The sequence below is a fragment of the Arthrobacter sp. TJ-238 genome (assembly GCF_058269215.1).
This window is the reverse complement of record NZ_JBZCNH010000005.1, coordinates 40,819-63,562: the sequence shown is the minus strand read 5'-3', so window position 1 is coordinate 63,562 and position 22,744 is coordinate 40,819. Positions and strand designations below refer to the sequence as shown.

At 72.0% G+C, this 22,744-nt stretch carries 22 protein-coding genes and 1 tRNA gene; 9 read left to right on the top strand and 14 right to left on the bottom strand.

What is annotated here, in order from left to right; genetic code table 11:
- Positions 1-23 precede the first annotated feature (23 nt).
- From AC4D2O_RS11875 to AC4D2O_RS11850, 6 genes are all read left to right on the top strand, one after another.
- A complete protein-coding gene (locus AC4D2O_RS11875; protein ID WP_490907570.1) occupies positions 24-209 on the top strand; it encodes a hypothetical protein in 186 nt (61 codons plus the stop codon).
- Positions 210-211: 2 nt separating this feature from the next.
- A complete protein-coding gene (locus AC4D2O_RS11870) occupies positions 212-1,651 on the top strand; it encodes a hemolysin family protein (RefSeq protein WP_490907569.1) in 1,440 nt (479 codons plus the stop codon).
- Positions 1,648-2,736: a hemolysin family protein gene (locus tag AC4D2O_RS11865; RefSeq protein WP_490907568.1), complete on the top strand. Its 1,089-nt coding sequence runs from the start codon at positions 1,648-1,650 to the stop codon at positions 2,734-2,736. Before AC4D2O_RS11870 ends, AC4D2O_RS11865 begins: the two co-directional genes overlap by 4 nt.
- A gap of 93 nt (positions 2,737-2,829) precedes the next feature.
- Positions 2,830-3,813: a metal ABC transporter solute-binding protein, Zn/Mn family gene (locus tag AC4D2O_RS11860; RefSeq protein WP_490907567.1), complete on the top strand. Its 984-nt coding sequence runs from the start codon at positions 2,830-2,832 to the stop codon at positions 3,811-3,813.
- A 65-nt stretch (positions 3,814-3,878) separates the two neighbouring features.
- Positions 3,879-4,715 (top strand): metal ABC transporter ATP-binding protein, encoded by an 837-nt coding sequence (locus AC4D2O_RS11855; RefSeq protein ID WP_490907837.1) that lies wholly within the window; start codon positions 3,879-3,881, stop codon positions 4,713-4,715.
- A 2-nt stretch (positions 4,716-4,717) separates the two neighbouring features.
- On the top strand, positions 4,718-5,611 hold the full coding sequence (locus tag AC4D2O_RS11850) for a metal ABC transporter permease (RefSeq protein WP_490907566.1): 894 nt from the start codon (positions 4,718-4,720) through the stop codon (positions 5,609-5,611).
- On the opposite strand, the gene AC4D2O_RS11845 is transcribed toward AC4D2O_RS11850, so the two are convergent.
- The 3 genes from AC4D2O_RS11845 to AC4D2O_RS11835 form a co-directional block, all read right to left on the bottom strand.
- Entirely contained in the window at positions 5,608-6,159 is a 552-nt protein-coding gene (locus tag AC4D2O_RS11845) for a MarR family winged helix-turn-helix transcriptional regulator (RefSeq protein ID WP_490907565.1), read from the bottom strand. The two genes, AC4D2O_RS11850 and AC4D2O_RS11845, sit on opposite strands and share 4 nt — an antisense overlap.
- A gap of 51 nt (positions 6,160-6,210) precedes the next feature.
- Positions 6,211-6,777, bottom strand: a complete 567-nt coding sequence (locus AC4D2O_RS11840; RefSeq protein WP_490907564.1) for a MarR family winged helix-turn-helix transcriptional regulator — start codon at positions 6,775-6,777, stop codon at positions 6,211-6,213.
- A 94-nt stretch (positions 6,778-6,871) separates the two neighbouring features.
- The gene (locus tag AC4D2O_RS11835) at positions 6,872-7,321 is read right to left on the bottom strand and encodes a Fur family transcriptional regulator (protein WP_490907563.1); all 450 of its coding nucleotides are present in this window, start codon (positions 7,319-7,321) and stop codon (positions 6,872-6,874) included.
- 80 nt (positions 7,322-7,401) lie between these two features.
- Here AC4D2O_RS11835 and AC4D2O_RS11830 point away from each other — a divergent pair, with 80 nt between their 5' ends.
- The 3 genes from AC4D2O_RS11830 (at position 7,402) to AC4D2O_RS11820 (ending at position 9,633) form a co-directional block, all read left to right on the top strand.
- The gene (locus tag AC4D2O_RS11830; RefSeq protein WP_490907562.1) at positions 7,402-8,079 is read left to right on the top strand and encodes an MBL fold metallo-hydrolase; all 678 of its coding nucleotides are present in this window, start codon (positions 7,402-7,404) and stop codon (positions 8,077-8,079) included.
- Between the two features lie 122 nt (positions 8,080-8,201).
- Complete coding sequence (locus AC4D2O_RS11825) at positions 8,202-9,029, top strand: sulfurtransferase (protein WP_490907561.1); 828 nt, start codon at positions 8,202-8,204, stop codon at positions 9,027-9,029.
- Between the two features lie 178 nt (positions 9,030-9,207).
- Positions 9,208-9,633, top strand: a complete 426-nt coding sequence (locus AC4D2O_RS11820) for an HIT family protein (protein ID WP_490907836.1) — start codon at positions 9,208-9,210, stop codon at positions 9,631-9,633.
- A 25-nt stretch (positions 9,634-9,658) separates the two neighbouring features.
- Here the strand turns inward: AC4D2O_RS11820 and hrpA are convergent, their stop codons facing one another.
- The 11 genes from hrpA to AC4D2O_RS11765 form a co-directional block, all read right to left on the bottom strand.
- Complete coding sequence (gene hrpA / locus AC4D2O_RS11815) at positions 9,659-13,693, bottom strand: ATP-dependent RNA helicase HrpA (RefSeq protein ID WP_490907560.1); 4,035 nt, start codon at positions 13,691-13,693, stop codon at positions 9,659-9,661.
- Between the two features lie 46 nt (positions 13,694-13,739).
- Positions 13,740-14,741, bottom strand: a complete 1,002-nt coding sequence (locus AC4D2O_RS11810) for a helix-turn-helix transcriptional regulator (RefSeq protein ID WP_490907559.1) — start codon at positions 14,739-14,741, stop codon at positions 13,740-13,742.
- 96 nt (positions 14,742-14,837) lie between these two features.
- Positions 14,838-15,704, bottom strand: a complete 867-nt coding sequence (locus tag AC4D2O_RS11805) for a class I SAM-dependent methyltransferase (RefSeq protein ID WP_490907558.1) — start codon at positions 15,702-15,704, stop codon at positions 14,838-14,840.
- 117 nt (positions 15,705-15,821) lie between these two features.
- Positions 15,822-16,406, bottom strand: a complete 585-nt coding sequence (locus AC4D2O_RS11800; protein ID WP_490907557.1) for a hypothetical protein — start codon at positions 16,404-16,406, stop codon at positions 15,822-15,824.
- Positions 16,403-17,872 (bottom strand): DUF58 domain-containing protein, encoded by a 1,470-nt coding sequence (locus AC4D2O_RS11795; RefSeq protein WP_490907556.1) that lies wholly within the window; start codon positions 17,870-17,872, stop codon positions 16,403-16,405. The genes AC4D2O_RS11800 and AC4D2O_RS11795 overlap by 4 nt, the downstream gene beginning before the upstream one ends.
- Positions 17,865-18,884 carry an AAA family ATPase gene (locus AC4D2O_RS11790; RefSeq protein WP_490907555.1) on the bottom strand — a complete coding sequence of 340 codons (1,020 nt, stop codon included), beginning with the start codon at positions 18,882-18,884 and terminating at the stop codon, positions 17,865-17,867. Before AC4D2O_RS11790 ends, AC4D2O_RS11795 begins: the two co-directional genes overlap by 8 nt.
- Entirely contained in the window at positions 18,881-19,360 is a 480-nt protein-coding gene (locus AC4D2O_RS11785) for a hypothetical protein (protein ID WP_490907554.1), read from the bottom strand. The genes AC4D2O_RS11790 and AC4D2O_RS11785 overlap by 4 nt, the downstream gene beginning before the upstream one ends.
- On the bottom strand, positions 19,357-20,085 hold the full coding sequence (locus AC4D2O_RS11780; RefSeq protein WP_490907553.1) for a DUF4129 domain-containing protein: 729 nt from the start codon (positions 20,083-20,085) through the stop codon (positions 19,357-19,359). The genes AC4D2O_RS11785 and AC4D2O_RS11780 overlap by 4 nt, the downstream gene beginning before the upstream one ends.
- A 118-nt stretch (positions 20,086-20,203) precedes the next feature.
- Positions 20,204-20,276: transfer RNA gene (locus tag AC4D2O_RS11775), tRNA-Arg, on the bottom strand.
- 90 nt (positions 20,277-20,366) lie between these two features.
- Entirely contained in the window at positions 20,367-21,875 is a 1,509-nt protein-coding gene (locus AC4D2O_RS11770; protein WP_490907552.1) for an FAD-dependent oxidoreductase, read from the bottom strand.
- Positions 21,872-22,738: an FAD:protein FMN transferase gene (locus AC4D2O_RS11765; RefSeq protein ID WP_490907551.1), complete on the bottom strand. Its 867-nt coding sequence runs from the start codon at positions 22,736-22,738 to the stop codon at positions 21,872-21,874. The genes AC4D2O_RS11770 and AC4D2O_RS11765 overlap by 4 nt, the downstream gene beginning before the upstream one ends.
- Positions 22,739-22,744: the final 6 nt, after the last annotated feature.

Below are 22,744 nucleotides of genomic sequence, written 5' to 3'. Positions count from 1 at the left end.
GAGCCGGTAAACTGGGCCTCCTTATGGACAGTCCTTCCAGGGGCCGGCTCGATGCCGGCATCCCCTCACCCCTCGCCCATGTGCTGCCCGGAGCCGATGCGGAACGCGCTGTCGACGCCGGTTCGGACACGGCCCTCCCCGACGCGGCGGACCCCCTCAGACGCGGGCCGCTGCGCCCCCTGCCCGTGCTGATCGGGGAGGGGAGGTAGCGGTGGAGTGGATATACCTGGCCGTAGGCCTGCTCCTCGTCCTCGGGACGGGGTTCTTCGTGGCCGTCGAGTTCGCGCTCGTGGCCCTAGACCAGACCTACGTGCAGCGCGCGGTGGAGGACGGCGACACGAAGGCCGAGCCGCTGCTGCGGTGCCTGAAGTCGCTCTCCACGCAGCTGTCGAGCTGCCAGCTCGGCATCACCCTCACCACGCTGCTCACCGGATACGTCATGGAGCCGTCCGTGGGGAAGCTCCTCGAGGCGCCCCTCGCCGGACTCGGCCTGTCGGAGGCCCTCATCGCCTCCACCTCGATCGTCATCGCGATGATCCTGGCGACCCTGCTCTCCATGCTCATCGGGGAGCTCGTCCCCAAGAACCTGTCCATCGCGCTGCCCTTCCGTGTGGGCAAGGCGCTCGCGCGCCCTCAGCTCGTCTTCACCGCCGTCTTCAAGCCTGCCATCATCGTGCTCAACGGCTTCTCCAACCGGGTCCTCGGCATCTTCGGCCTGGAGGCCAAGGAGGAGATCTCGGGCGCCAGGACACCGTCGGAGCTCTCCTCGCTGGTGCGCCGCTCGGCGGAGATGGGCACGCTGGACCAGGGCACGGCCAACTTCCTGGCGCGGACCTTCAGCTTCTCGGAGCGGACGGCCGCCGACGTCATGACCCCGCGTATCCGCATGGAGGTCATCGACTCCGAGCAGACCGTGGCCGACGTCGTCGAGGCGGCGCGGCGCACCGGCTTCTCCCGGTTCCCGCTCATCGGCGACTCCGCCGACGACATCCGCGGCGTGGTGCACGTCAAGAAGGCCGTCGCCGTGCCGCGCCACAAGCGCGCCGATCTCCCCGCCGGCACCATCATGACCGATGTGCTCCGCGTGCCCGAGACGGTGCACCTGGACTCCCTCCTCAGCGAGCTCCGCGAGGCCAACCTCCAGCTCGCCGTCGTGCTGGACGAGTACGGCGGGACGGCCGGCGTCGCGACCCTCGAGGACCTCGTGGAGGAGATCGTCGGCGAGGTCAAGGACGAGCACGACAAGCTGAAGCCCGGTGTGCTGCAGAGCGCGGCGGGGGACTGGTTCTTCCCGGGTCTCCTCCGACCGGACGAGGTCACCCTGCAGATCCCGGGCCTCGTGGTGCCCGACGAGGCCGGGTACGAGACCGTGGCCGGCTTCATCATGGCCGAGCTCGGGCGCGTGCCCGCCCCGGGCGACCGCGTCGAGGTGCCCGAGGGCACCCTCACCGTGGAGCGCATGGACGGACGGCGCATCGACCGCGTCCACTTCCGTCCCGCGCCCGTCCCCGCCGGGGACGCGCCCGACGACGCCGTGGTCCCCGAGCACCAGTCCGTGCCGCTGGGTACGGGCTCGCACGACACCGCCCCGCGCCCCGGCGCCCGTCCTGCCTTCGCGGGCAGCACCGCCGTCAGGAAGGCCGACCGATGAGTGACTGGGCAGGAATCGTCTGGCTCGTCGTCCTCCTGATGGGCAACGCGTTCTTCGTCGGCTCGGAGTTCGCCATCATGTCCGCGCGCCGGAGCCAGATCGAGCCGCTGGCCGAGGCCGGGTCGAAGCGCGCCCGGACCACCATCTGGGCGATGGAGCACGTCTCCCTCATGCTCGCCTGCTCGCAGCTGGGCATCACCGTCTGCTCCCTGCTGATCCTGCAGGTCGCCGAACCGGCCATCCATCACCTGTTCGTGGTGCCGTTCGAGGCTGTCGGCATCCCCGAGGGCCTCGCGGACGGGGTCGCGTTCGCGCTGGCACTGGTCCTCGTGACCTTCCTGCACGTGACGTTCGGCGAGATGGTGCCGAAGAACATCTCGGTCTCCGTGGCGGACAAGGCGGCGCTCCTCCTGGCCCCGCCGCTCGTGATGATCGCGCGGGTGGTCAACCCGGTGATCTCCACGCTGAACTGGACCGCGAACCACATCCTCCGGGCCCTCAAGGTGGAGCCGAAGGATGAGGTGTCCTCGACGTACACGCTCGAGGAGGTCCAGTCGATCGTGGAGGAGTCCACGAGGAGCGGGCTCGTGGACGACGAGTCCGGCCTGATCACCGGTGCCCTCGAGTTCTCCGGCCAGACGGCCGAGACGACGATGGTCCCCCTCGGTGAGCTGGTCACCGTCCGCACCGACGCGACCCCCGAGGACTTCGAGCGCGCCGTGGGCCGCACCGGATTCTCCCGGTTCGTCATGATGGACGACTCCGGGAACCTCACGGGCTACATGCACCTGAAGGACGTCATGTCCATGCCGCAGGCCATGTACCGGCGCCCCATCACGGAGAACAAGGTGCGCACGCTCGTGAACCTGTCGCTCAGCGACGAGATCGAGGACGCGCTCGCCGTGATGCAGCGGACGGGCTCGCACCTGGCGCGCGTCCTCGGACCCGACGGTTCCACGCGGGGCGTGCTCTTCCTCGAGGACGTGATCGAGCAGCTCATCGGTGAGATCAGGGACGCTACGCAGAACCAGGGTGTCCGCCGGACAGGGGAGGGCGCAGGCGGCGCGGAGGTGCCCGTCCGCTGACGCAGATCCCGCGAGGGAAATGCGAACGGTTCGCGTCTAGGCTATGCTCGATGTCCTAACGTAAACAGTTCTCATTAGTCAGATCGAGGTCCCATGCGCCTGTCCCGCCGTCTCGCCGTTCCCGCACTCCTGGCCGCCTCCGCCGTCGGGCTCGCCGCCTGCGGCGACGGCGGATCGGGCGCGCAGGCGGCGGACGCCGCCGACGACGGGGCGCTCACCATCGTCACCGCCACCAACGTGTACGGGGACATCGCCTCGGCCGTGGGCGGCGACGACGTGGAGGTGACCGCGATCGTCGACAGCCTCAGCCAGGACCCTCACTCGTACGAGGCGACCGTGCAGGACAAGCTGTCCGTCTCCGAGGCGGATCTCGTCATCGAGAACGGGGGAGGCTACGACGTCTTCCTCGGCCGCCTCGCCGAGGAGACGGGCGTGGGGACGGTGCTCAGCGCCGTCGAGCTCTCCGGCCTCGAGGAGGGACACTCCGCGGAAGAGGAGGCGTCCGGCGAGGCGCACGCCGACGCGCCCGGCGAGGAAGGCCATGACCACGGCGCCTTCAACGAGCACGTCTGGTACGACCTGCCCGCCATGATGGCCCTCGCCGACGCCATCGCCGGGGAACTCGGCCGGCTGGACGAGGCGAACGCCGAGGCGTACCAGGAGCGGGCCGACGCCTTCACCGCCGAACTGCAGACGATCCAGGACCGCCTGACGGCGCTCGCCGCGGACGGACCCGGTGGCGAGGTAGCCGTCACCGAGCCCGTCCCCGCGTACCTGCTCGAGGCTGCGGGCCTCACCGACGTCACCCCCGAGCAGTTCACCGAGGCCATCGAGGAGGAATCGGAGGTCCCCGTCGCGGTCCTCGAGGACATGAAGTCGCTCGTGACGGGCGGGACGCTCACCTTCCTCGCCTACAACGACCAGACCGAGGGGTCGCAGACCGAGGCGGTGCGGTCGGCCGCAGAGGGTGCGGGCCTGCCCGTGCTCGTCTTCACCGAGACGCTCCCCGACGGCGAGGACTACGTTTCCTGGATGAGCGCCAACACCGATAGCATCGAGGCGGCGCTCGGATCGTGACCCCACGCTCCGCGCTCTCGGCGACCGGTCCCGGTGCGCCCCCGACGGACTGGGAGCCGCTCCGCATGACCTCGACGACCTCGCGCTCCGCGCAGTCCCCGGACGGCGCAGTGGGCCCGGCGATCAGCCTGCGCGGCGCGGCGCTCTCCTTCGGACGACGCACGCTGTGGGAGGGCCTCGACCTCGACATCATGCCGGGCGAGTTCTTCGCCGTACTCGGACCGAACGGATCGGGCAAGACGAGCTTCCTGAAGGTGCTGCTCGGGCTGCAGCCGCTCGACACGGGGACCGCGACGATCGACGGCCGTCCGATCACGCGCGGCAGTCGCGACCTCGGCTACATCCCGCAGCAGAAGGCCTTCCCGCCCGAGACACCGCTGCGCGCGCGCGACCTGGTGGGACTCGGCGTGGACGGCCACCGGTGGGGGCTGCGGCTGCACGGACGCGCGTACCGCGAGCGGGTGGACAGCCTCCTCCGGGACGTCGGCGCCGCGTCCTACGCCGACGCCCCCGTGGGGCTCCTCTCGGGCGGTGAGCAGCAGCGGCTGCGGGTCGCGCAGGCCCTGGCCACCGACCCGACCGTCCTCCTGTGCGACGAGCCCCTGCTGTCGCTCGACCTGAACCACCAGCAGGCCGTGAGCTCGCTCATCAACCGGCAGTGCCATGAGAAGAACAGCGCGGTGGTCTTCGTGACGCACGAGATCAATCCCGTCATCGACTACGTGGACCGCGTCCTCTACCTCGCCGACGGACGGTTCCGCGTCGGGGCGCCCGCGGAGGTCATGACCAGCGAGGTCCTCTCAGACCTCTACGACAGCCCCGTCGAGGTGCTGCACAGCAACGGCCGGATCGTCGTCGTGGGCCTGCCCGACGCGACCACCCACCACCACGAGAGCGCCTGAGCATGGACTTCTCCGGGATCGTGGAGGCGATCTTCACCTTCGACAACTACGCCCAGCTGCTCCCGCTGGTGCGGAACTCACTGATCGCCGGAGCCGTCCTCGGCCTGCTGGGCGGGCTCATCGGGACCTTCGTCATGATGCGCGATCTCGCCTTCGCGGTGCACGGCATCGCGGAACTCTCGTTCGCCGGAGCGGCCTTCGCGCTGCTCGTCGGGGCCAACGTCGTGGGCGGCTCGCTCGTGGGATCGGTGCTCGCGGCGCTCGTGCTCGGGTTCATGGGGATCCGGGCGCGCGACCGCAACTCGATCATCGGAGTGGTCATGCCGTTCGGCCTGGGGCTCGGCATCCTGTTCCTCGCCCTCTACGAGGGGCGCGCCGCCAACAAGTTCGGCCTCCTCACGGGGCAGATCGTCTCCGTCGACGACGTGCAGCTGAACCTGCTCGTGGGGTGCGCCGCCGTCGTCATCGTCGCCCTCGCCGCCATCTGGCGTCCGCTGACATTCGCCAGTGCCGACGCCGACCTCGCCGAGGCGCGCGGTGTGCCCGTGCGAGGGCTCTCGATCCTCTTCATGGTCCTGCTGGGGATCTCGGTGGCCCTGTCCATCCAGGTGGTCGGTGCCCTGCTGGTGCTGGCCCTGCTCATCACCCCGGCGGCGGCGGCCCTCAAGGTCACCTCCGCGCCGGGGCTCGTGGTCCTGCTGAGCGTGCTGTTCGCGTGCACGTCGGTGGTGGGCGGCATCCTCCTGGCGCTGGGGGGCCGCATCCCGATCAGCCCCTACGTCACCACGATCTCCTTCGTGATCTACCTGCTGTGCCGGGTGGTCGGTTCACGTCGGGCGGCGGCACGATCGCGTACGGACGGTCTCATGGGGGGCGGCGTCGCGACGCGGGGCTAGGGCTCCCGGGTCCGGTCCGCCTGCTCGACGGCGTCGGTCAGGGCCTGTTCCATACTGCGCAGGAAGCGCGTGACCGTCTCGGTCTCCGCGTCCGTCAGGCCGTCGGCCGCGACGAGGACGCCGCGCTTCTCGATGTCGAAGGCGGCGCGGAACTCCTCCGTGGCCTTCTCGCCGGGCTCGATGATCACGGAGCGGCGGTCCACCGGGTGGCGCCGGCGGCGGATGAACCCGGCCCTCTCGAGCCTGTCGATCACGAGGGTGGTGGACGCGCTCGAGATCCCGAGGGCCAGCGCCAGCTCCTTCGGGCTCGCCCCCTCGTCGCGCTGCCAGACCGAGAGCAGATAGCGCAGCGCGCTCAGGTCCGTCTCGTTGACGTTGAGCCGGCGGCCGAGGCGCCGGCGCAGGTCGTTCTCCAGGGTGCGGTATGCGCGCAGGGCGTTGAGGACGTCGACGCCGGTGGGCGCGCGGTCGGTCGGCGGTGCGGACGCGTCGGAGCTGCCCGGCGGGTACCAGTAGCCCGCTCCCTGCTGCGCGTCCGATGAATCCATGTCCTTAGCTTAGGTCATCTAGTAGTCAATCCTTCTAGCTACCGGCCCGGATCACTCCGGGGCCGGCGGCGCGGCGTCCTGCGGTGCAGCCGTGCCCGGGACTGCCGGGAACTCGAGTCCCGACACCGCTCGCCCCAGCTCGCCGAGGAACCGGTGGATCACGGCGCTCTCTCCGGGAGAGAGCGCGTTCGCGGCAGCCATCATGCGCTCGTGCAGGGTCCCCATGGTGGCGCGGACCTCCTCGTCCGTCGCGGCGGTGGGCCAGATCTCGACGGCCCGCCGGTCCGTGGCACTCGGGCGGCGTTCGGCGTGGCCGCTCCTGGTCAGACGGTCGACGAGGACCGTCGTCGCCGCCGTCGAGATGCCGAGCTCGCGCGCGAGTACCGCCGCGGTCAGCGGCGTGCCGGTCTGCCCGGCGCGGAGCAGGAGGCGCAGCGCCGTCATGTCCGACCGCCCGAGATGCATGGAGTCCCTGCTCCGGCCGCGCATGGCGATCTCCGCGGTCCGGTACCGCCGCACGGCGTCGATCAGGTCCTCGAGGCGCTCCGTACCGGGACCGGAGGTCTGCCGGTCCGCTGTCGGAACCGCGGCGGGAGGGACGGGAGGATCGGGCGGCACAGGAATCAGCGTAGTCGAGGGCGGCCACCGGCGTCCCGGCTATGGGGCGGTATCGCAGCGGACGCCGGATGGGGTACCGTCCCGCTGCGGCGCATCAGGGCCGGGAGGCCGGCGCCGAGCACTCCGGGCACAGCCCGTGGATCTCGACCGTGTGTGCGGTGTCGGTGAAGCCGTGGTCGGCGGCGATGCGCGCGGCCCACTGCTCGACGGCGGGAGCCTCGATCTCCACGGCCCGGCCGCAGTTCCTGCACAGCAGGTGATGGTGGTGGTGCTCCACGGCGCAGCGACGGTAGACCGCCTCGTTGTCGCCGCTGCGCAGCACGTCCACGAGGCCGTCGTCGGCCATGGACTGCAGGATCCTGTACGTCGTCGCGAGCGAGACCGACTCCCCGCGGTCGTGGAGCACCCGGTGGAGTTCCTGGGTGCTGACGAAGTCGTCGAGGTCGTCGAGGGCGGCACTGACCGCACGGCGCTGGCGCGTGACGCGCTGCGCGCCTCCCGTTCCTACCGTGGGCCCTGCCTCGGATGTCGCCTCAGGCGTCATGTTCCAACCTTCCCGAGGGCACCGGACGTGCCCTGGACCAGAGTCAAGATTATCAGCGTGGCCGCGGGTAGTCTGGGCGCATGCTGCTGACCAAGTTCTCGCACTCCTGCGTGCGTCTCGAGCAGGACGGCGCCGCGCTCGTCATCGATCCGGGCTCCTTCTCGGAGGTCGAGGAGGCCCTGGAGGACGCTGCCGCGATCCTCGTCACCCACGAGCACCCCGATCACATCGACGTGGACCGGGTGGTCGCCGTGCTCGCGGCGAACCGTTCCATGCAGCTCTGGGCTCCACCCGGTGCCGCCGATGCCGTCACGCAGGGCCTGGGCGATGCCGCGGGTGACCGGGTCCACGCCGTGGCCGGTGGCGAGGAGTTCTCCACCGCCGGCTTCGACGTGCGGACGTTCGGCGGCCAGCACGCGCTGATCCATCCCCTCATCCCCATGATCGCCAACGTGGGGTTCCTCGTCCGGGGGGTCGGGGGAGCAGGTGGCCCCGTCTACCACCCGGGCGACTCCTTCGTCGTCCCTGACGGCATCGACGTCCGGACGCTGCTCGTCCCCGTCCACGCGCCCTGGTCGAAGCTCGCCGAGGTGGTGGACTTCGTGGCCTCCGTGCGTGCGCCGCGCGCGTTCCAGATCCACGACGCCCTGCTGAACGAGACCGGGCTCGGCATGGTCGAGGGCCACGTCACCCGGCTCGGCGCGCGCTACGGGACCGTGTTCCGCCATCTGGTGGTCCGCGAGGGCGTCGAGGTCTGACGGGCGCCACCCGGGCGCCCCGGGTCCTTGGTGCGCGGACCGGCGTGTGGTGGACTGGCCTGCATCAGGGCCGGCCGCGGCGATCGCCGCGGTCCGGCCGCCCGTCCCGACAGGAGATCTCGATGAAGACTCTGATGGATGTGCAGGAGCTGCAGGACCGGATGACCTCCGGCCGGCAGACCATCCTGCTCGATGTGCGCTGGTCCCTGGGCGACCCCCACGGCCACGAGCACTACCGTGCCGCCCACATACCCGGCGCCGTGTACGTGGACATGGAGACCCAGCTCTGTTCCCCCGGCGGTCCGGGTATCGGCCGTCACCCGCTGCCCACGGCCGAGGCGCTGCAGGAGGCCGCCCGCCAGTGGGGCCTGAACGACGGCGACGTCGTGGTCGCCTACGACGACTCGGGGAACCTCGCGGCCGCCCGCCTCTGGTGGCTCCTGCGTGACGCCGGCGTCACGCAGGTCAGCCTGCTCGACGGCGGCCTGACCGCGTGGCGCGCCGCAGGGTTCGACGTCGAGGGCGGGGAGGAGCGCCACTGCGTCGGCTCCGTGCACCTCACCCCGGGCCAGATGCCGGTCGTCTCGGTCCCGGACCTCCTCGACGCCTCGGTGGTCGACGTCCTGCTCGACGCCCGTGCAGGTGAGCGTTTCCGCGGCGAGCAGGAGCCGGTGGATCCGCAGGCCGGCCACATCCCCGGCGCGGTCAGTGCGCCGACGGCGGACAACCTCGCGGCGGACCGGCGCTTCCGCACCGCCGACGAACTCCGGCGCCGCTTCGGGGCCCTCGGCGCCGACCGCGGGCGCGTCGCGGTCTACTGCGGCTCCGGCATCACGGCAGCCCACGAGATCGCCGCCCTGGACATCGCGGGCATCGACGCCGCGCTGTTCCCGGGTTCGTGGTCTCAGTGGTCCACGACGCCGGGCCTCCCGGTCGCGACGGGCGCCTGACCCGGCGCGCAGGGGCGGTTCGACGGCGGGCCCGTCACTGGTCCGCCCCGGGTTGCTCGGGTAGCGTCGGGGCATGACCCCAGGACGCCCCGTGCCACCGCCCCTGCGCGGCCGCGTGACACTGCCCGACGCGTCGTCGCACGCCGGCGTCCGACCAGCCGCAACCCCAGGAGGCACGATGCCCACGCTGTTCACGAGGATCATCGACGGCGAGATCCCTGGCCGGTTCGTCTGGCAGGACGAGGACGTCGTCGCGTTCCTGACCATCGCCCCGATCACGCCGGGGCACACGCTGGTGGTGCCGCGCCGGGAGATCGGGCACTGGCTCGACGCCGACCCGGACACCCTGGCCACGGTGATGGCGGTGGCGCAGACCGTCGGCCGGGCGCAGGAGAAGGCGTTCGGGGCGAAACGCGTGGGGGTCCTGCTCGAGGGCTACGAGGTACCCCACCTCCACGTCCACGTGTGGCCGACGCAGTCGCCGCAGGACTTCGACCTCCGGCGCGTCGACCACGACCCCGACCCGGGCGCGATGGACCGCGCCGCCGACGCTCTGCGCACCGCCCTCCGGGACGCCGGGCACGGAGCCCACGTCCCGGGGTAGGCGGCCGACGGCGGGCCGGCCACCCCTACCGCGTCGCTGCCAGTGCCTCGTTGAGTGCGGTCCGCACGCGCTTCTCGGACACCGAGTACGCCGTCCCGAGGTCCTGCGCGAAGAGGCTGACGCGCAGCTCCTCGATCATCCAGCGCACGCGCCGGAGGACGGCCGGGCGGTGTCGCCCCGCGGCGAGGGACGCCACGGCGTCGTCGTACTCGTCCTCCAGCCGCTGGATCACCGCGGTGGCGAGACCGTCGCGCTGCACGTTCGTGGGCAGCTTCTCCAGCCGGACCTCGATGGCCTTCAGATACCGGGGGAGGTGCGCCAGCTGCGCGTAGCCCGTCGCCGCGACGAACCCGGGGTACACGAGGTGCTCGAGCTGGCTCCGGACGTCGTTCAGGGCCGTGATGAGCGCGAGGCTCGTGGTGCCCTTGAGCTGCTTCTGGATCCGGCGGTTGCTGGACAGCACGCGCTCCACCGTCGCGGTCACCGTGAAGACGGTGTCGATGAGCTCGGCGCGGACGTCCTCGTACAGCCGGTCGAAGGCCTCCTCGGTCCAGGGCAGCTCCTCGGGCACGAGCTTGTCGATCGCCGCGAGCGAGCAGTCCCGGATCAGCTCCGCGACGCTGCCGTGCGGGTTCTGGCTGAAGGTGAGCTTCTCGGTGTTGCTCAGGTGCTCCAGGACGTACTTCGCCGGGCTCGGGATCCGCAGCGCCAGGAGCCGGATGACACCCGCGCGCATGACCGTGGCCTGCTGGCCGGCGTCGGGGAAGACCTTCAGGCCCACGGAGGTGCCCTCGTCCACCAGGGCGGGAAAGCCCGTGATCCGGTGTCCGGCGACGGTGCGGGACACCTCGCGCTCGACGGCGCCGAAGACCCACGCCTTCTCTCCCGTGCGTTCCGCGACGGCCGGCGCCTCGGCGACGGCGATCCCGCCGCGGGAGGCAGGGGCGGCGCCGGTGCGCCCGCCCGTCCGGGGCGCGTCGGCTGCGGGGGCGCCGCGGCCGCCCCGGCCGGAGGCGGGACGTCCCTCGTCGCGTCCGGCGGGGCCCGTGCCTCCGCCGCGGCCGCCCCGACCGGGTCCTCCCGAGGGCCGTGTGCTGCCGGGCGTGGCGCCGAGGGACTGCGCGATGGCACGGCTGACCGCGGGCGCGAGCGACTCCTTGAGCGCCTCGAGGTCGCGGGACTCGTCGAGCACCCGTCCACCGGCGTCGACGATGCGGAACATCATCAGCAGGTGCTGCGGGACGGCCGACCAGTTCCACGAGCCCGGCGGGATGACGTGTCCGCGCAGGCGGCGCAGCGCGAGTTCGAGGGACGCCTCGAGATCGTCCTCGGCAGGGTCGAAGTCGCCGGCGAGCGCGGCGACGGCGGCCCGGGCGACGTCGGGGGCGGGCACGAAGTTCTTCCGGACCTGCTTGGGCAGGGACTTGATGAGCGCGGTGACGAGTTCCACGCGCTGGCCGGGGATCTGCCAGCGGAACGGCTTCGGCTCGAGCTGGTTGAGGAACAGCACCGGGATGGTGACCGTGACGCCGTCGTGCGCCTCGGGGGTCAGGGGCGAGAACTCGTACGTCAGCGGCAGCTCGAAGCCCGCCTGGTGCCAGGTGCTCGGGAACGCCGCCTCGTCGAGTTCCGCCGCGTCCTCACTGAGGAGCTGCTCCGGGTCGAAGTCGAGCAGGTCGGGGTGGTCCTGGCGGGCCTGCTTCCACCAGGAGTCGAAGTGCCGTTCGGAGACGACGTCGGGGCCGATGCGCTGGTCGTAGAACTCGAAGAGCGTCTCGTCGTCGACCCGCAGGTCACGCCGTCGCAGCCGGTTCTCGAGTTCCTCCACCTCGGCGAGGCGGGCCTGGTTGCGGCTGAAGAAGGTGTGGTGCGTCTTCCAGTCGCCCTCCACGAGGGCGTGCCGGATGAACAGTTCGCGGGCCACGTCCCGGTCGATCCGCCCGTAGTTGATGCGGCGCTGGGGCACGATCGGCACACCGTAGAGCGTGACCTTCTCGTAGGCCATGACCGAGCCCATCTTCCTCGACCAGTGCGGCTCGCTGTAGGTGCGCTTCACGAGGTGCGGTGCCACCTGTTCGGCCCACAGGGGGTCGATGCGGGCGACCACCCGGGCCCAGAGCCGCGAGGTCTCCACCAGTTCGGCGGCCATGACCCAGTCGGGCGACTTCTTGAACAGCGCCGACCCCGGGAAGACCGCGAACCGGGTCCCGCGGGCACCGGCGTACTCCCGCTTGCGCTGGTCGTAGAGGCCGATGTTGCTGAGCAGACCGGAGAGCAGGCTGACGTGGATCTGCTCGTGCAGGCCCACGGGGTCCACGGGTCCGGCGGGCAGCGTGATGCCGAGCGGCTTCGCGAGCTGGCGCAGCTGCTGGAAGAGGTCCTGCCACTCCCGGACGCGCAGGTAGTTGATGAACTCGGCCTTGCAGAGCTTCCTGAACTGCGTCGAGGAGAGCTCGTCCTGCTTCTCCTGGAGGTAGCGCCACAGGTTGAGGAAGGCCGTGAAGTCGGAGTTCTCGTCGACGAAGCGCTTGTGCTTCTCCGCCGCCTGCTGCTGCTTCGCCGGCTGGTCGGCCGAGGGCCGCTCGCGGGGGTCCTGGATGGTCAGTGCGGCCGCGAGGACCATGACCTCCTTGACGGCGCCGCGCGAACCGGCCTCGACGATCATGCGTCCGAGCCGGGGGTCCACGGGAAGCTGCGCGAGCTTGCGACCGACGGCGGAGAGCCCGCCGTCGTCCTTCAGCGCGCCGAGCTCACGCAGCAGGGCCACGCCGTCGTTGATGGCCTTGGTCTCGGGAGGTTCCACGAACGGGAACTCCGCGATGTCCTTGGGGCTGCGGGTGACGCCCATGGCCGCCATCTGCAGGATGACCGCGGCGAGGCTCGTGCGGAGGATCTCCGGCTCCGTGAACGGCCGGCGGGACTCGAAGTCCTCCTCCGAGTAGAGGCGGATCGCGATGCCGTCGGAGACACGGCCGCTACGGCCCGACCGCTGGTTCGCGGACGCCTGCGAGACGCGCTCGATCGGCAGGCGCTGCACCTTGGTGCGGTGGGAATAGCGCGAGATGCGTGCCGTCCCCGTGTCGATCACGTACTTGATGCCCGGCACGGTGAGGGACGTCTCGGCGACGTTCGTGGCCAGCACGATGCGGCGGTGGTTGCCCGTGGGGCGGAAGACGCGGTGCTGCTCCTCGAGGGACAGGCGCGCGAACAGCGGGAGCACCTCGGTGCCGCGCAGGCGCGTGGTGGACTGGATCCTCGCCCGGAGCGCATCCGCGGCGTCGCGGATCTCGCGCTCGCCGGAGAAGAAGACGAGGATGTCACCCGGCGCCTCGAGGGAGAGTTCGTCCACGGCGTCGCAGACGGCATCCAGGGGGTCGCGTTCCTCCTCGAGCTCGCTGTCCGCACCGCCGTCACCGTCGTCGATCCCGCCCGGCGGCTGGTCGAGCGGCCGGTACCGGATCTCCACGGGGTAGGTGCGGCCCGAGACCTCGATGATCGGTGCGGGGGAGGTGTCCGCGACGGCGGCATCGGCGGCGAAGTGCGCGGCGAACCGCTCGGGGTCGATGGTGGCCGAGGTGATGATGACCTTGAGGTCCGGACGCTCGGGCAGGATCCGCCGGAGGTAGCCGAGGATGAAGTCGATGTTCAGGCTGCGCTCGTGCGCCTCGTCGATGATGATGGTGCTGTACTTGCGCAGCATCCTGTCGTGCTGGATCTCGGCGAGCAGGATGCCGTCCGTCATGAGCTTGATCTTGGTCTTGCGGCCCACCGAGCCGGTGAAGCGGACCTGGTAGCCCACCTCCTCGCCGAGCGGGACCTGCAGTTCCTCGGCGATGCGCTCGGCCACGGTGCGGGCAGCGAGGCGCCGCGGCTGGGTGTGACCGATCAGGCCGCGCTCCGCCAGGCCGAGCTCGAGGCACATCTTGGGGATCTGCGTCGTCTTCCCGGACCCGGTCTCGCCGGCGATGATGGTGACCTGGTTGGCCGCGATCGCGGCCATGATGTCTGCCCGGCGTTCCGAGACAGGAAGGTCCGCGGGGTAGGAGATTGTCAGTGTCATGGTTGCCTGCCAGTCTAGTTGCTCGTGCCGGACCGCAGGCGGGCGTTCACTGAGGGCTGGGCTCCGGCTCGACGGCGTCGTCGGTGCGGGCGGGCACCCCCGCCGATCGGCGCAGGCGGTCGGCCACGACGACGGCGCGCTCGCGCATCTCGGCCGGCTCGAGCACCTCGAAGTCCACGTCCCAGCTCGCCAGATAGGCGAGGGGGAAGTCCAGCGAGTCGAAGCCGGCCCGGAGCAGCGTGGCGTGCTCACCGTCCGCCTCGAGCGTGCCCGTGTTCGAGGGCACGCGCGACTCCAGCTCGTGCAGGGGCGCGTGGAACCTGATGACGGCGTCGTAGGAGTACGGCGAGCGCGTGATGGACTCCTGCACGTAGGCTGCGAGGTCCGTGGCCGGCAGGGGGCGGGGCGTGAAGCGGTCGCGTGCCACCGGGATGCTGTGGCAGCGGTCCACGCGGAAGGTCCGCCAGTCCTCCCGCGAGCGGTCGAAAGCCACGAGGTACCAGCGCCGTCCCGTGTCCACGAGGCGGTACGGCTCCACGACGCGGCGGGAGGACTCGCCGTCGTGCCGTTCGTAGCGGAAGGCCACGCAGCGGCGCTCGGTGATGGCCGACGAGAAGGCGGTCAGTACCTCGGGGTTCACGGGCGTGCTCGCGGCCGCCATGCGGGTCACCGCGGAACGGAGACCGGAGAAGCGGGGGCGGAGGCGGGCCGGGAGCACCTGCTCCAGTTTCGTGAGGGCACGGACGGACGCCTCGCCGACGCCGGAGACAGGGCTCGCCGTGACCGCCGTGAGGCCGATCGCGACGGCGAGTGCCTCGTCGTCGTCGAGCAGCAGCGGCGGGAGCTGGGCGCCGGCGCCCAGCTGGTAGCCGCCGGCCACGCCGGGCGAGGCATTGATGGGATAGCCCAGCGTGCGCAGCTTGCCGATGTCCCGCCGGACCGTGCGCTCGGTGACATCCATGCGCTGAGCGAGCGCCGGTCCGGTCCACTCACGCCTCAGCTGGAGGAGCGAGAGAAGCTGCAGGAGGCGTGCCGACGTCTCGATCATGGTCCAACGGTACGGCCGACCGCGGACAGGAACGGTCCGTATTGCGACCGGGCCACAGGCGATCCGCGCTGTCGACCTGCCGGATCCCGTCCGCGGTCAGGTGCGGTCGGGTCCGGGGTCGCGCGGCGCCCGGTCGTGGCTCACCTTGGACAGCGTGAAGATCCCGTAGCGCATCGCACCGGTGCGGTAGGCCAGGATCATGCGGGGGAGGATCAGGAAGGAGATGCGGCTGCGTGCGACGCGACGGGCCTCGCGGTCGACGAGCACGGCCTTCACGAGCCGAGCGGCGCAGATCGTCCAGGTGCGTGCGACGCGGCGGCTGACGTCCTCATAGGCCGTGACCGTGAAGCCGGCCGCCACTGCCATCGCCTCGTAGTCCTCGCGCGTGCCCATCGACGGCAGCCGCCCGTCCCGGCAGATCGGCTCGAGCAGGTGGCGTACCTTCCACGCGCGGGCCTCGGTCTCGGCGAGCCAGGCGCAGATGACGAAGCGGCCGCCGGGGACCAGCACGCGGTGCGCCTCAGCGAAGAACCCGGGCTTGTCGACCATGTGTTCGCTCGACTCGATCGCCCAGGCGGCGTCGGCCGAGGCATCGGGCAGCCCGCTGACGAGCCAGTCGCGGACGTGGATGTCGACGCCGGGTACCGGATGCGCGGCGGCGTAGCGAGCCTGTTCGGCGGAGAGGGTGAGGCCGGTGACGGCGACCCCGTGTGCGGCCGCGAGCAGCCGTGCGGTGGAGCCGTAGCCGCAGCCGATGTCGACGCACGCCTCGCCCGGGGTGAGGCGCAGCCGTTCGCCGACCGCTCGGCTCAACGCCTCGACCGCCTGGGTGGATGTCTCGCGACCCGTCGTCCACAGCCCGTGATGGACATGCTCGCCCCACACGCCACGATAGATCGGGTCGAGGTCGTCGTAGTGGTCCGCGACCGCTGCGGCGTTCTGGGAGATGTCGGGGACGATCACGCCAACACGCTACAACGACGCTCCATGCCTCCGTAAGGGTCCCGCTCGCGAGGAAGGACCCCGGGTCGAGACGGCGAGGGGGCTCCGGCTCGCCCTGCAGGCCGAGGAGTCCTCGCCCTACGCGCGTCCCCTTCCTGCCAGCCAGAGCGCCCAGCAGCAGAACCCCGCCACTCCCACGACCACCACCGGGAGGCTGGAGCCGGCGTCACCCAGCAGCAGTGCGAGCAGGGCCACGGGCTGCGCGAGGAGCTGGATGCGGAGGAAGGACCGCGCGAGCTCTCGCAACGCACCCGCACTGATCCACCCGCGGAGGGGAAGGTGGGCGAGCAGGAGGTAGAGCACGAACACTGCGTGGAGCCCGGCGACGAACACGAGGAGCCACGGTGATCCGGCGGGCAGATTCACCGCATACGCGACCACGAGCAGCATCAGGGACAGGAACGCGAGACCGATCGACGGAAGCACCGCCGCACCGACCGCCACCAGGACGGGCACGGCGATCCAGGCGGAGCCGTCCCAGACCACGGTTCCGAGCAGGACGGCCACCAGCGCCGTCGCCCCCCTCACCACGGCCAGCGGGACGAGCCCGCCCCGGTCGGGGACGGCGCGGTCCCACGCACCAGGCCGCGCTGCACCAGGCCGCGCTGCACCACGCCGCGCTGCCCCACGGTCGGCCGCGCGCGCCGGCAGGGGGAGCTTCATGGGGTCCCGCCGCCGGCCGGGGCGACAGGGGTGCCGGAGTCGGGGACGCCGCGGTTCCCGCCCCGCCGTCCGGCCTGCCGGGCCAGCAGCCGGAGACCGGACTCGAGGTCGGGCCCCATCGCGGCGAAGAGGTCCGTACCCCCGGTGGTGGAGGCCGGCGTGTCCCGCACACGCGGTCCTGGCCCGGGCCGCGCGTCCGCCGGGGCACCGACGAACACCGGGATGCCGTCGTCCTGCAGGGCTTCGAGGAGCAGGCGGCGCCGGAGGAGCGTCAGCCGCACGGCCTCCGCCTGGGACGCAGTCACCCCTCCCGGCCGCAGCGGGGGCACGCAGTCCACGCCGGCCACGAGGTGGCCCTGCGCATGCCACAGGCGCAGCAGGCGTGCCGGCTCGGCATCGAGGAAGGCCGAGAACACGACGACGACGGTGCCCGGCGGCGGGACCGGATCACGGCGGCGCCGCTTCCGGGGGACCACCGGCATACCCGCCAGCCGGGTCCGGATCTGCTCGAGGTGCCGGGCCCCGCCCGCGGAGCGCAGGGGGCGGCGGGTGCCGGACAGGTCGTGCAGTCCCACCCGGTCCCCGCCGGCCAGGAAGGACGCCGCCACCGTCGCCGCCGCTACCCGCGCCACATGGAGGGACCCCGGACCCGGGCGCCGCGGCCCTGCGGCGAACCAGTCGGCGGTCGATGCCGGAAGGTCGTGCGCCTGGTCGACCACGAGGAAGACGGAGGCCTCGGCATCGGCGTAGGAACGCCGCACCATGAGCCGGTCCTGGTCGGTGGAGCGGCGAGCAGTGGCCCGCCAGTCGATCCGCCGCAGCGCATCGCCCGCCTGCAGGGGTGCCACGGACCGCAGCTCCCCGCCCTCGCCCGGTCGCCTCGACACATGGGTGCCTGCGAGGCCGACGAGGCGGCGGGAGACAGGCCGCGCGAGAAGAGGACCGATCGGTGGGAGGACGCTGATGCGAACCGGCGGACGGGACACGAAGGGTGAGGAACGCGTGACGTCCGCGGTGAAGCCGGATGCACCGTAGGACAGCACGTCGCGCTCGCCCGAGAACGGTGCCCGGACCAGCAGCGGGCACTCCTCGCCGGCTCTCAGCACGAGCGCATCCGGTGGGCACCCGGGTGCGGCCAGGACGGCCGCGACGAGACCTTGGGAGGACGCGCGGCCGGCCGGCCCCGAGGTGAGCAGCAGCCGCAGCCGGGAGCCCTGTCCCTCGGCCCGCCTGTCCGCGGTGATGCCGACGGGTGTCTCCTCCCCGGCGGGCGATGCCGGGCGGCCCGCGAGGGCCAGGAGGGCGAACGGGGCTGCGAGCGCGACGGCGTCCGGCCGGCCTGCGACGAATCCCGCCACCACGCACACCAGCGCCACGATGACCGCCAGGGCCGCACCGGCCGACCGGGTGAGTCCGCCGGCCCTGCTCCCGGCCCCGCCGTTGCTCCCGGCCCCGCCCCTAACCATGGGGCACGGTCGACGGCGCGGGCACCTCGGCCAGTACGTCGCGCACCACGCGCTCCGCAGCCACCCCCTGCGCCCAGGACGACGGCGTGAGGGTGAGCCGGTGCGCGAGGACCGCCACGGCGCCCTCCTTGATGTCCTCGGGGAGGACGAAGGTGCGCCCGTCGAGGACGGCGAGGGCGCGGCCGAGAAGCACGAGTGCCTGGGACCCGCGTGGCGAGGCGCCCACCTCGACATCGGGGTGGCGGCGCGTCGCCGCGGTGAGGCGCACCGCGTAGTCGATGACGTCGTCGTCCACGCCCACGGACTCCACGGCGGACTGCAGCCGCACCAGCCCGTCGCCCGTGGTCACGTTCGCCACCCGCGTCCCGTCCTGCCGCCGGGCCAGGCGTCGGGCGATGATGTCCTGCTCGCCGCCAGGACCGGGATACCCGAACCGGAGGCGGACGAGGAAGCGGTCCAGCTGCGCCTCGGGCAGCGGGTAGGTGCCCTCGAACTCGATCGGGTTCGACGTCGCGAAGACGTGGAACGGCCGCTGCAGCCGCAGGGTGGTGCCCTCCACCGACACCTGCGCCTCCGCCATGGCCTCCAGCAGCGCGGACTGCGTCTTGGGGGAGGTCCTGTTGATCTCGTCGGCAAGGAACAGGCCCGTGAAGATCGGTCCCGGCTTGAACTCGAACTCGCGCGTGGCGGGATTGAAGATGGAGGACCCCGTGACGTCCGAGGGCAGGAGATCGGGCGTGAACTGCAGGCGCCGGAAGTCGAGACCGAGCGCCTGGGCGAGGGTCTTGGCCGCGAGCGTCTTGCCGAGTCCGGGGAGGTCCTCGAAGAGCACGTGGCCGCCGGCGAGGACCGCCGCGAGCGCGAGGCGGAGCGCGCCCTCGGCGCCCACGACGACGGTACCCGTGCGGTGCAGTACCTCCCCGCCCAGCCGGGCGGCGGCCTCGGGAGCGAACGCCCGAGCGGTGTCCGGGATGGTACCCGGGGCGGGAGCGTCGGGATCGATGGTGCTCATGCGGTCTCCTGGGGATGCGGTGCAGGCGGTGCAAGCTGTGCAGGCTTTGCGCCTGGGATGAGGACGAGCGCCGCGAGTTCGTCGACGACGGCGCGGAGCTCGCGGGAGGTGGGCGAGAGGGGGTGGGGCTGCGCGGTGAACGCGCGGAGGGCGTCGCTGCGCGGTGCGTCCGGCCGAGCCGCAGCCACCAGGACCGCGAGCGCGTGCACCTCCAGGACCGCGCGTGCCCCGGGCTCCGCGGACGCCAGCGAGAACTCGAGCGAGTGCAGGTCGGCGAGGCCGTGCACCGGTTCGGGGAGCGGTGGCAGGACGGCACGCGGGACGTCGACCGCCTCGAGGAGCCCGTTGGCGACGCCGGCCGCGACCGCCACCCCGACGAGCATGACGGCATGGCGTGCATCGAGGCCGAAGAACCATCCCGCCACGACGGCAAGGACTACCAGTGCAGCGGTGATGACCCACGCCGAGCGCTTCACGGAGCCTCCATCCGGCGGGAGGGCAGGGCGGCCGAGAGTTCCCGGACCGCGGTGAGCGCCTGGTCCCGGTCGTCCCGGCCCAGCGGCGACGCGGTGCCCGCCCGGCCGAACCGGGCGCGCTGGTAGAGGCGCGTCAGCACGGCCAGGGGAGCAGGGGGCAGGTCGAGGGCCGTGGCTGCGGCGGTCGCGAAGTCCGACGTCGTCTGGGCGCGGGTCCTCGCCACGCCCGCCGTCGCGCACAGGCGTTCGAAGTCGAGCCAGCACCGGATGACGACGTCCGAGGTGTCCCCATCCGCGGTTAGGAACGCCTGCGAGGCATCCGTCCAGGCAGGGAGCGCGTCGGCCGCGAGGGAGCGTGGATCGTGCGGTTGCGGGTCGGTCTGCTCGGACACGCCGTCCTCGGCCTCCCGCTGCGCGCGGAACCGCAGCAGGAAGCGCACCAGCAGGGCGAGCCCCGCCATCACCAGGACCAGCAGTGCCGCGACGGCCCAGTCGCCGGCGATCTCGACGCGCTCGCCGTCGGGCAGGGGTTCCGGGGTACCGGTGGCTGTCGGTGCGGGCGTACCCGGCTGGTCCGGCACGGCGGCCGGTGCCTCCACGACGGGGTCCGCCGAGAAGTCGCCGATGAAGCCTGCCGCGAGGACGGCCAGGACCAGCATGATCACGGTCAGGGCGGGGACGACGGGTGCACCGGACGCGCGTCGCGGCCTGAGCTTCGTCGCCACGCGTCCCCTGCCGGTAGGTGCCAGTACGGTCCCCGGGACCGCGTGCTGGAGAGCCTACCAAAAGCAGAACCGCCGCCGGCCTGATGGCCGACGGCGGTGGACTCTGCGTGAGTCGGTGTGCCCTCGATAGGATTCGAACCTACGACCTTCTGCTCCGGAGGCAGACGCTCTATCCCCTGAGCTACGAAGGCAGACACGGGAGTTTCCGTGCCGGTTGGAGACTCGTCGAGCTTAGCAGGTGAGCCGGGTCCGGGAAAACGCGGGGACCCTTCCAGGCCGCGTCAGTAGCCCAGGAAGGCGTCCGTCTTGACCCGGGACACGCCCGCGGAGCGCATCGTGGTGCGGAAGCCGCCGATGAACGCCGGTGATCCCGAGACGAGCACGGTGCGGCTGCCGAGATCCGGCACGGCGGCCAGGAGATCGTCCGCCGAAGGGTCCACCCCGGCGTACGTCCACGCCCCGGGCAGCGGAGGGACGTCGCTCCCGGCAGGCAGGAAGAGCACCACACGGGTGCCGAGCTCTGCCAGCTCGTCGCGGTACGCGATCTCCTGTGCGTCGCGCACCACGTAGACGAGGACGACGTCGCGGGTCTCACCCCGCGCGGCCAGGTCCCTGAGCTGGCTGATGAACGGGGTCACGCCGATGCCGCCCGCGGCGAGCAGCAGCGGGACGGACGGGTCACGCGGCAGGCAGAAGTCGCCCCCCACGAGGGTGCCGGTGATCCGTGCGTCGCGGGGCAGGTCGAGCAGCGCCTTCTTGAACGAGCTGCCGGATTCCGTGGTGCGCAGCCCGAAGGTGACGTCGTCCTGCTGGGGCGCGGAGGTGATGCTGAAGACCCTCCGGCTGCCGCGGCCGTCCGCGCCGCGGTGCGGCAGGCTCAGCTCCATGTACTGGCCGGCGCGGAACCGCACGGGTTTCGCCGGCGCGAAGACGAGTTCGGTGCTGGTCGGAGTGAGCCGCCGCGAGCCCGCGAAGGACAGCCGCACGCCCCGCCGCTGTCCCATGAGGAACGCCACGGCGTTGCCGATGACGAGCGCGAACTCGGGGCCGAGGAACACCGGGCCGACGGAGAGCTGGAGTGCGAACACGACGGCCACGACGGCCGCGAAGAGCCACTGCTGCCGGCGCAGCGGGGGCAGTGTGAGCGGTTCGGTCATCATGAACCCGAGCAGGAACAGGACGGGGTAGGAGGTCAGGACGAGCTGGAGCCCGGCCCCGGGCGCCATGCCGCCCTGGACGAGGCCCACCAGGAGGAGCCCGAGCGCCACGACGAGGAAGACCAACCCCATGGACAGCTTCCGCGTGCGGTACAGGAGCAGGGCGGCGCCCACCGCGACGACGGGCAGCATGTACGGGTTGGCGACCCACCAGGCGGCCGCACCGACCCCGAGGAGCGTGGCGACGACGGCGCCGGTCGCGGCCGGGTTGAAGACATGGCGCCCGCGGAAGGCGAGGAGGAACTTCGACGCGCCGGCTGCCGCCCCGGCCACCAGGATGCCCCCGAGCCCGGCAGCGGTGCTCGACGGGAACATGATGAGGAACACGATCAGGCCCGTGATGAGGGAGGACTCGCTGTGCGGTCGCAGCCGCAGGATCAGGGCCATCAGCCGGGTGCCGACGATCGTCCCGCCCACCGCGGCGGCGAGTGTCCCGCCGAGCTCGGCGGGCGTGTAGGCGAGGAGCCCCGCCACCGACAGGACGAACGCCTCGACGGTCAGGACCAGGAGGAGGGTCAGCGTCAGCCGGTACATGGTCATGCGGCCGAGCAGGCGGTCGAGTACTGCGGTCATGGGAACAGGGCTCCTTGGAGTGCGGCGGACGAGCGGGCGCGACCGTCCGAGTACACGAGGACGTAGTCGAAGTCGAAGGCCGGGGCGAGGTCGGCGGGGTCGGCGACGAACAGGGCCGTGCACAGGCCGTCCGCGGTCATCGCATCGGAGGCGAGGACCCAGGTGGCGACGACGGTGTCGACGCAGCGGCCCGTCCGGGCGTCGAGGACGTGGTGCAGCCCGTCGCCCCACACGCGGCGGTTGGACGCGGACGCGCACAGGGCGCCCGACCCGAGCCGCACCGTCCCGATGGCCGACGACGGATCGTAGGGGTGCTCCAGGGCGACCGTGATCGTGCCGGTGCCGGTGCCGGTCCGTCGCATGTCGCCGCTCGCATCCACGACCACGTCGTCGTGCCCCTCGGACACGAGGTACTCCAGCATCAGGTCGACGAGCTGTCCCTTGCCCGCGGCGCCGACGTCGAGGAGCGCGGGAGAACTCAGGGCGACGCCGTCCTCCGTCCAGTCGAGGAGGCCCTGCCAGGCGCGGGAGGGCGCCGGTGCCGCGGTGGGCACGAACGAGTACCCGGCGTCGTACCCCAGGGCGGCCAGGCGCTCACCGACCAGCGGCGAGACACTGCCGCCGGTCACGTCGTGGAGGGAGCGCAGCAGCCGGCCGAGCCCGGCGCCGTGGCCCGGCAGCGGCAGGAATCCTCCCGTCGACGCGAGCGCCGTGACGCCGGAGTCCTCGCGGAAGCGCGAATAGAGCGCGTCGTACTCCTCGGCGAGGCGCAGGAGTGCAGCGCGCTGCCCGGGCAGGAGCACCGCGGCGCTGTCGACGCGCCAGCGGGTGCCGATCGCCTCGAAGGTGAAGGAGTCCGCCACGGGGCG

Coding starts and splice junctions, on each gene's coding strand:
- AC4D2O_RS11820 (WP_490907836.1), top strand. CDS start 9,208: ATGCCCACGCTGTTCACGAGGATCATCGACGGCGAGATCCCTGGCCGG.
- AC4D2O_RS11865 (WP_490907568.1), top strand. CDS start 1,648: ATGAGTGACTGGGCAGGAATCGTCTGGCTCGTCGTCCTCCTGATGGGC.
- AC4D2O_RS11875 (WP_490907570.1), top strand. CDS start 24: ATGGACAGTCCTTCCAGGGGCCGGCTCGATGCCGGCATCCCCTCACCC.
- AC4D2O_RS11800 (WP_490907557.1), bottom strand. CDS start 16,406: ATGAAGCTCCCCCTGCCGGCGCGCGCGGCCGACCGTGGGGCAGCGCGG.
- AC4D2O_RS11860 (WP_490907567.1), top strand. CDS start 2,830: ATGCGCCTGTCCCGCCGTCTCGCCGTTCCCGCACTCCTGGCCGCCTCC.
- AC4D2O_RS11770 (WP_490907552.1), bottom strand. CDS start 21,875: ATGACCGCAGTACTCGACCGCCTGCTCGGCCGCATGACCATGTACCGG.
- AC4D2O_RS11810 (WP_490907559.1), bottom strand. CDS start 14,741: ATGATCGAGACGTCGGCACGCCTCCTGCAGCTTCTCTCGCTCCTCCAG.
- hrpA (WP_490907560.1), bottom strand. CDS start 13,693: ATGACACTGACAATCTCCTACCCCGCGGACCTTCCTGTCTCGGAACGC.
- AC4D2O_RS11855 (WP_490907837.1), top strand. CDS start 3,879: ATGACCTCGACGACCTCGCGCTCCGCGCAGTCCCCGGACGGCGCAGTG.
- AC4D2O_RS11850 (WP_490907566.1), top strand. CDS start 4,718: ATGGACTTCTCCGGGATCGTGGAGGCGATCTTCACCTTCGACAACTAC.
- AC4D2O_RS11795 (WP_490907556.1), bottom strand. CDS start 17,872: ATGGTTAGGGGCGGGGCCGGGAGCAACGGCGGGGCCGGGAGCAGGGCC.
- AC4D2O_RS11790 (WP_490907555.1), bottom strand. CDS start 18,884: ATGAGCACCATCGATCCCGACGCTCCCGCCCCGGGTACCATCCCGGAC.
- AC4D2O_RS11830 (WP_490907562.1), top strand. CDS start 7,402: ATGCTGCTGACCAAGTTCTCGCACTCCTGCGTGCGTCTCGAGCAGGAC.
- AC4D2O_RS11835 (WP_490907563.1), bottom strand. CDS start 7,321: ATGACGCCTGAGGCGACATCCGAGGCAGGGCCCACGGTAGGAACGGGA.
- AC4D2O_RS11825 (WP_490907561.1), top strand. CDS start 8,202: ATGAAGACTCTGATGGATGTGCAGGAGCTGCAGGACCGGATGACCTCC.
- AC4D2O_RS11845 (WP_490907565.1), bottom strand. CDS start 6,159: ATGGATTCATCGGACGCGCAGCAGGGAGCGGGCTACTGGTACCCGCCG.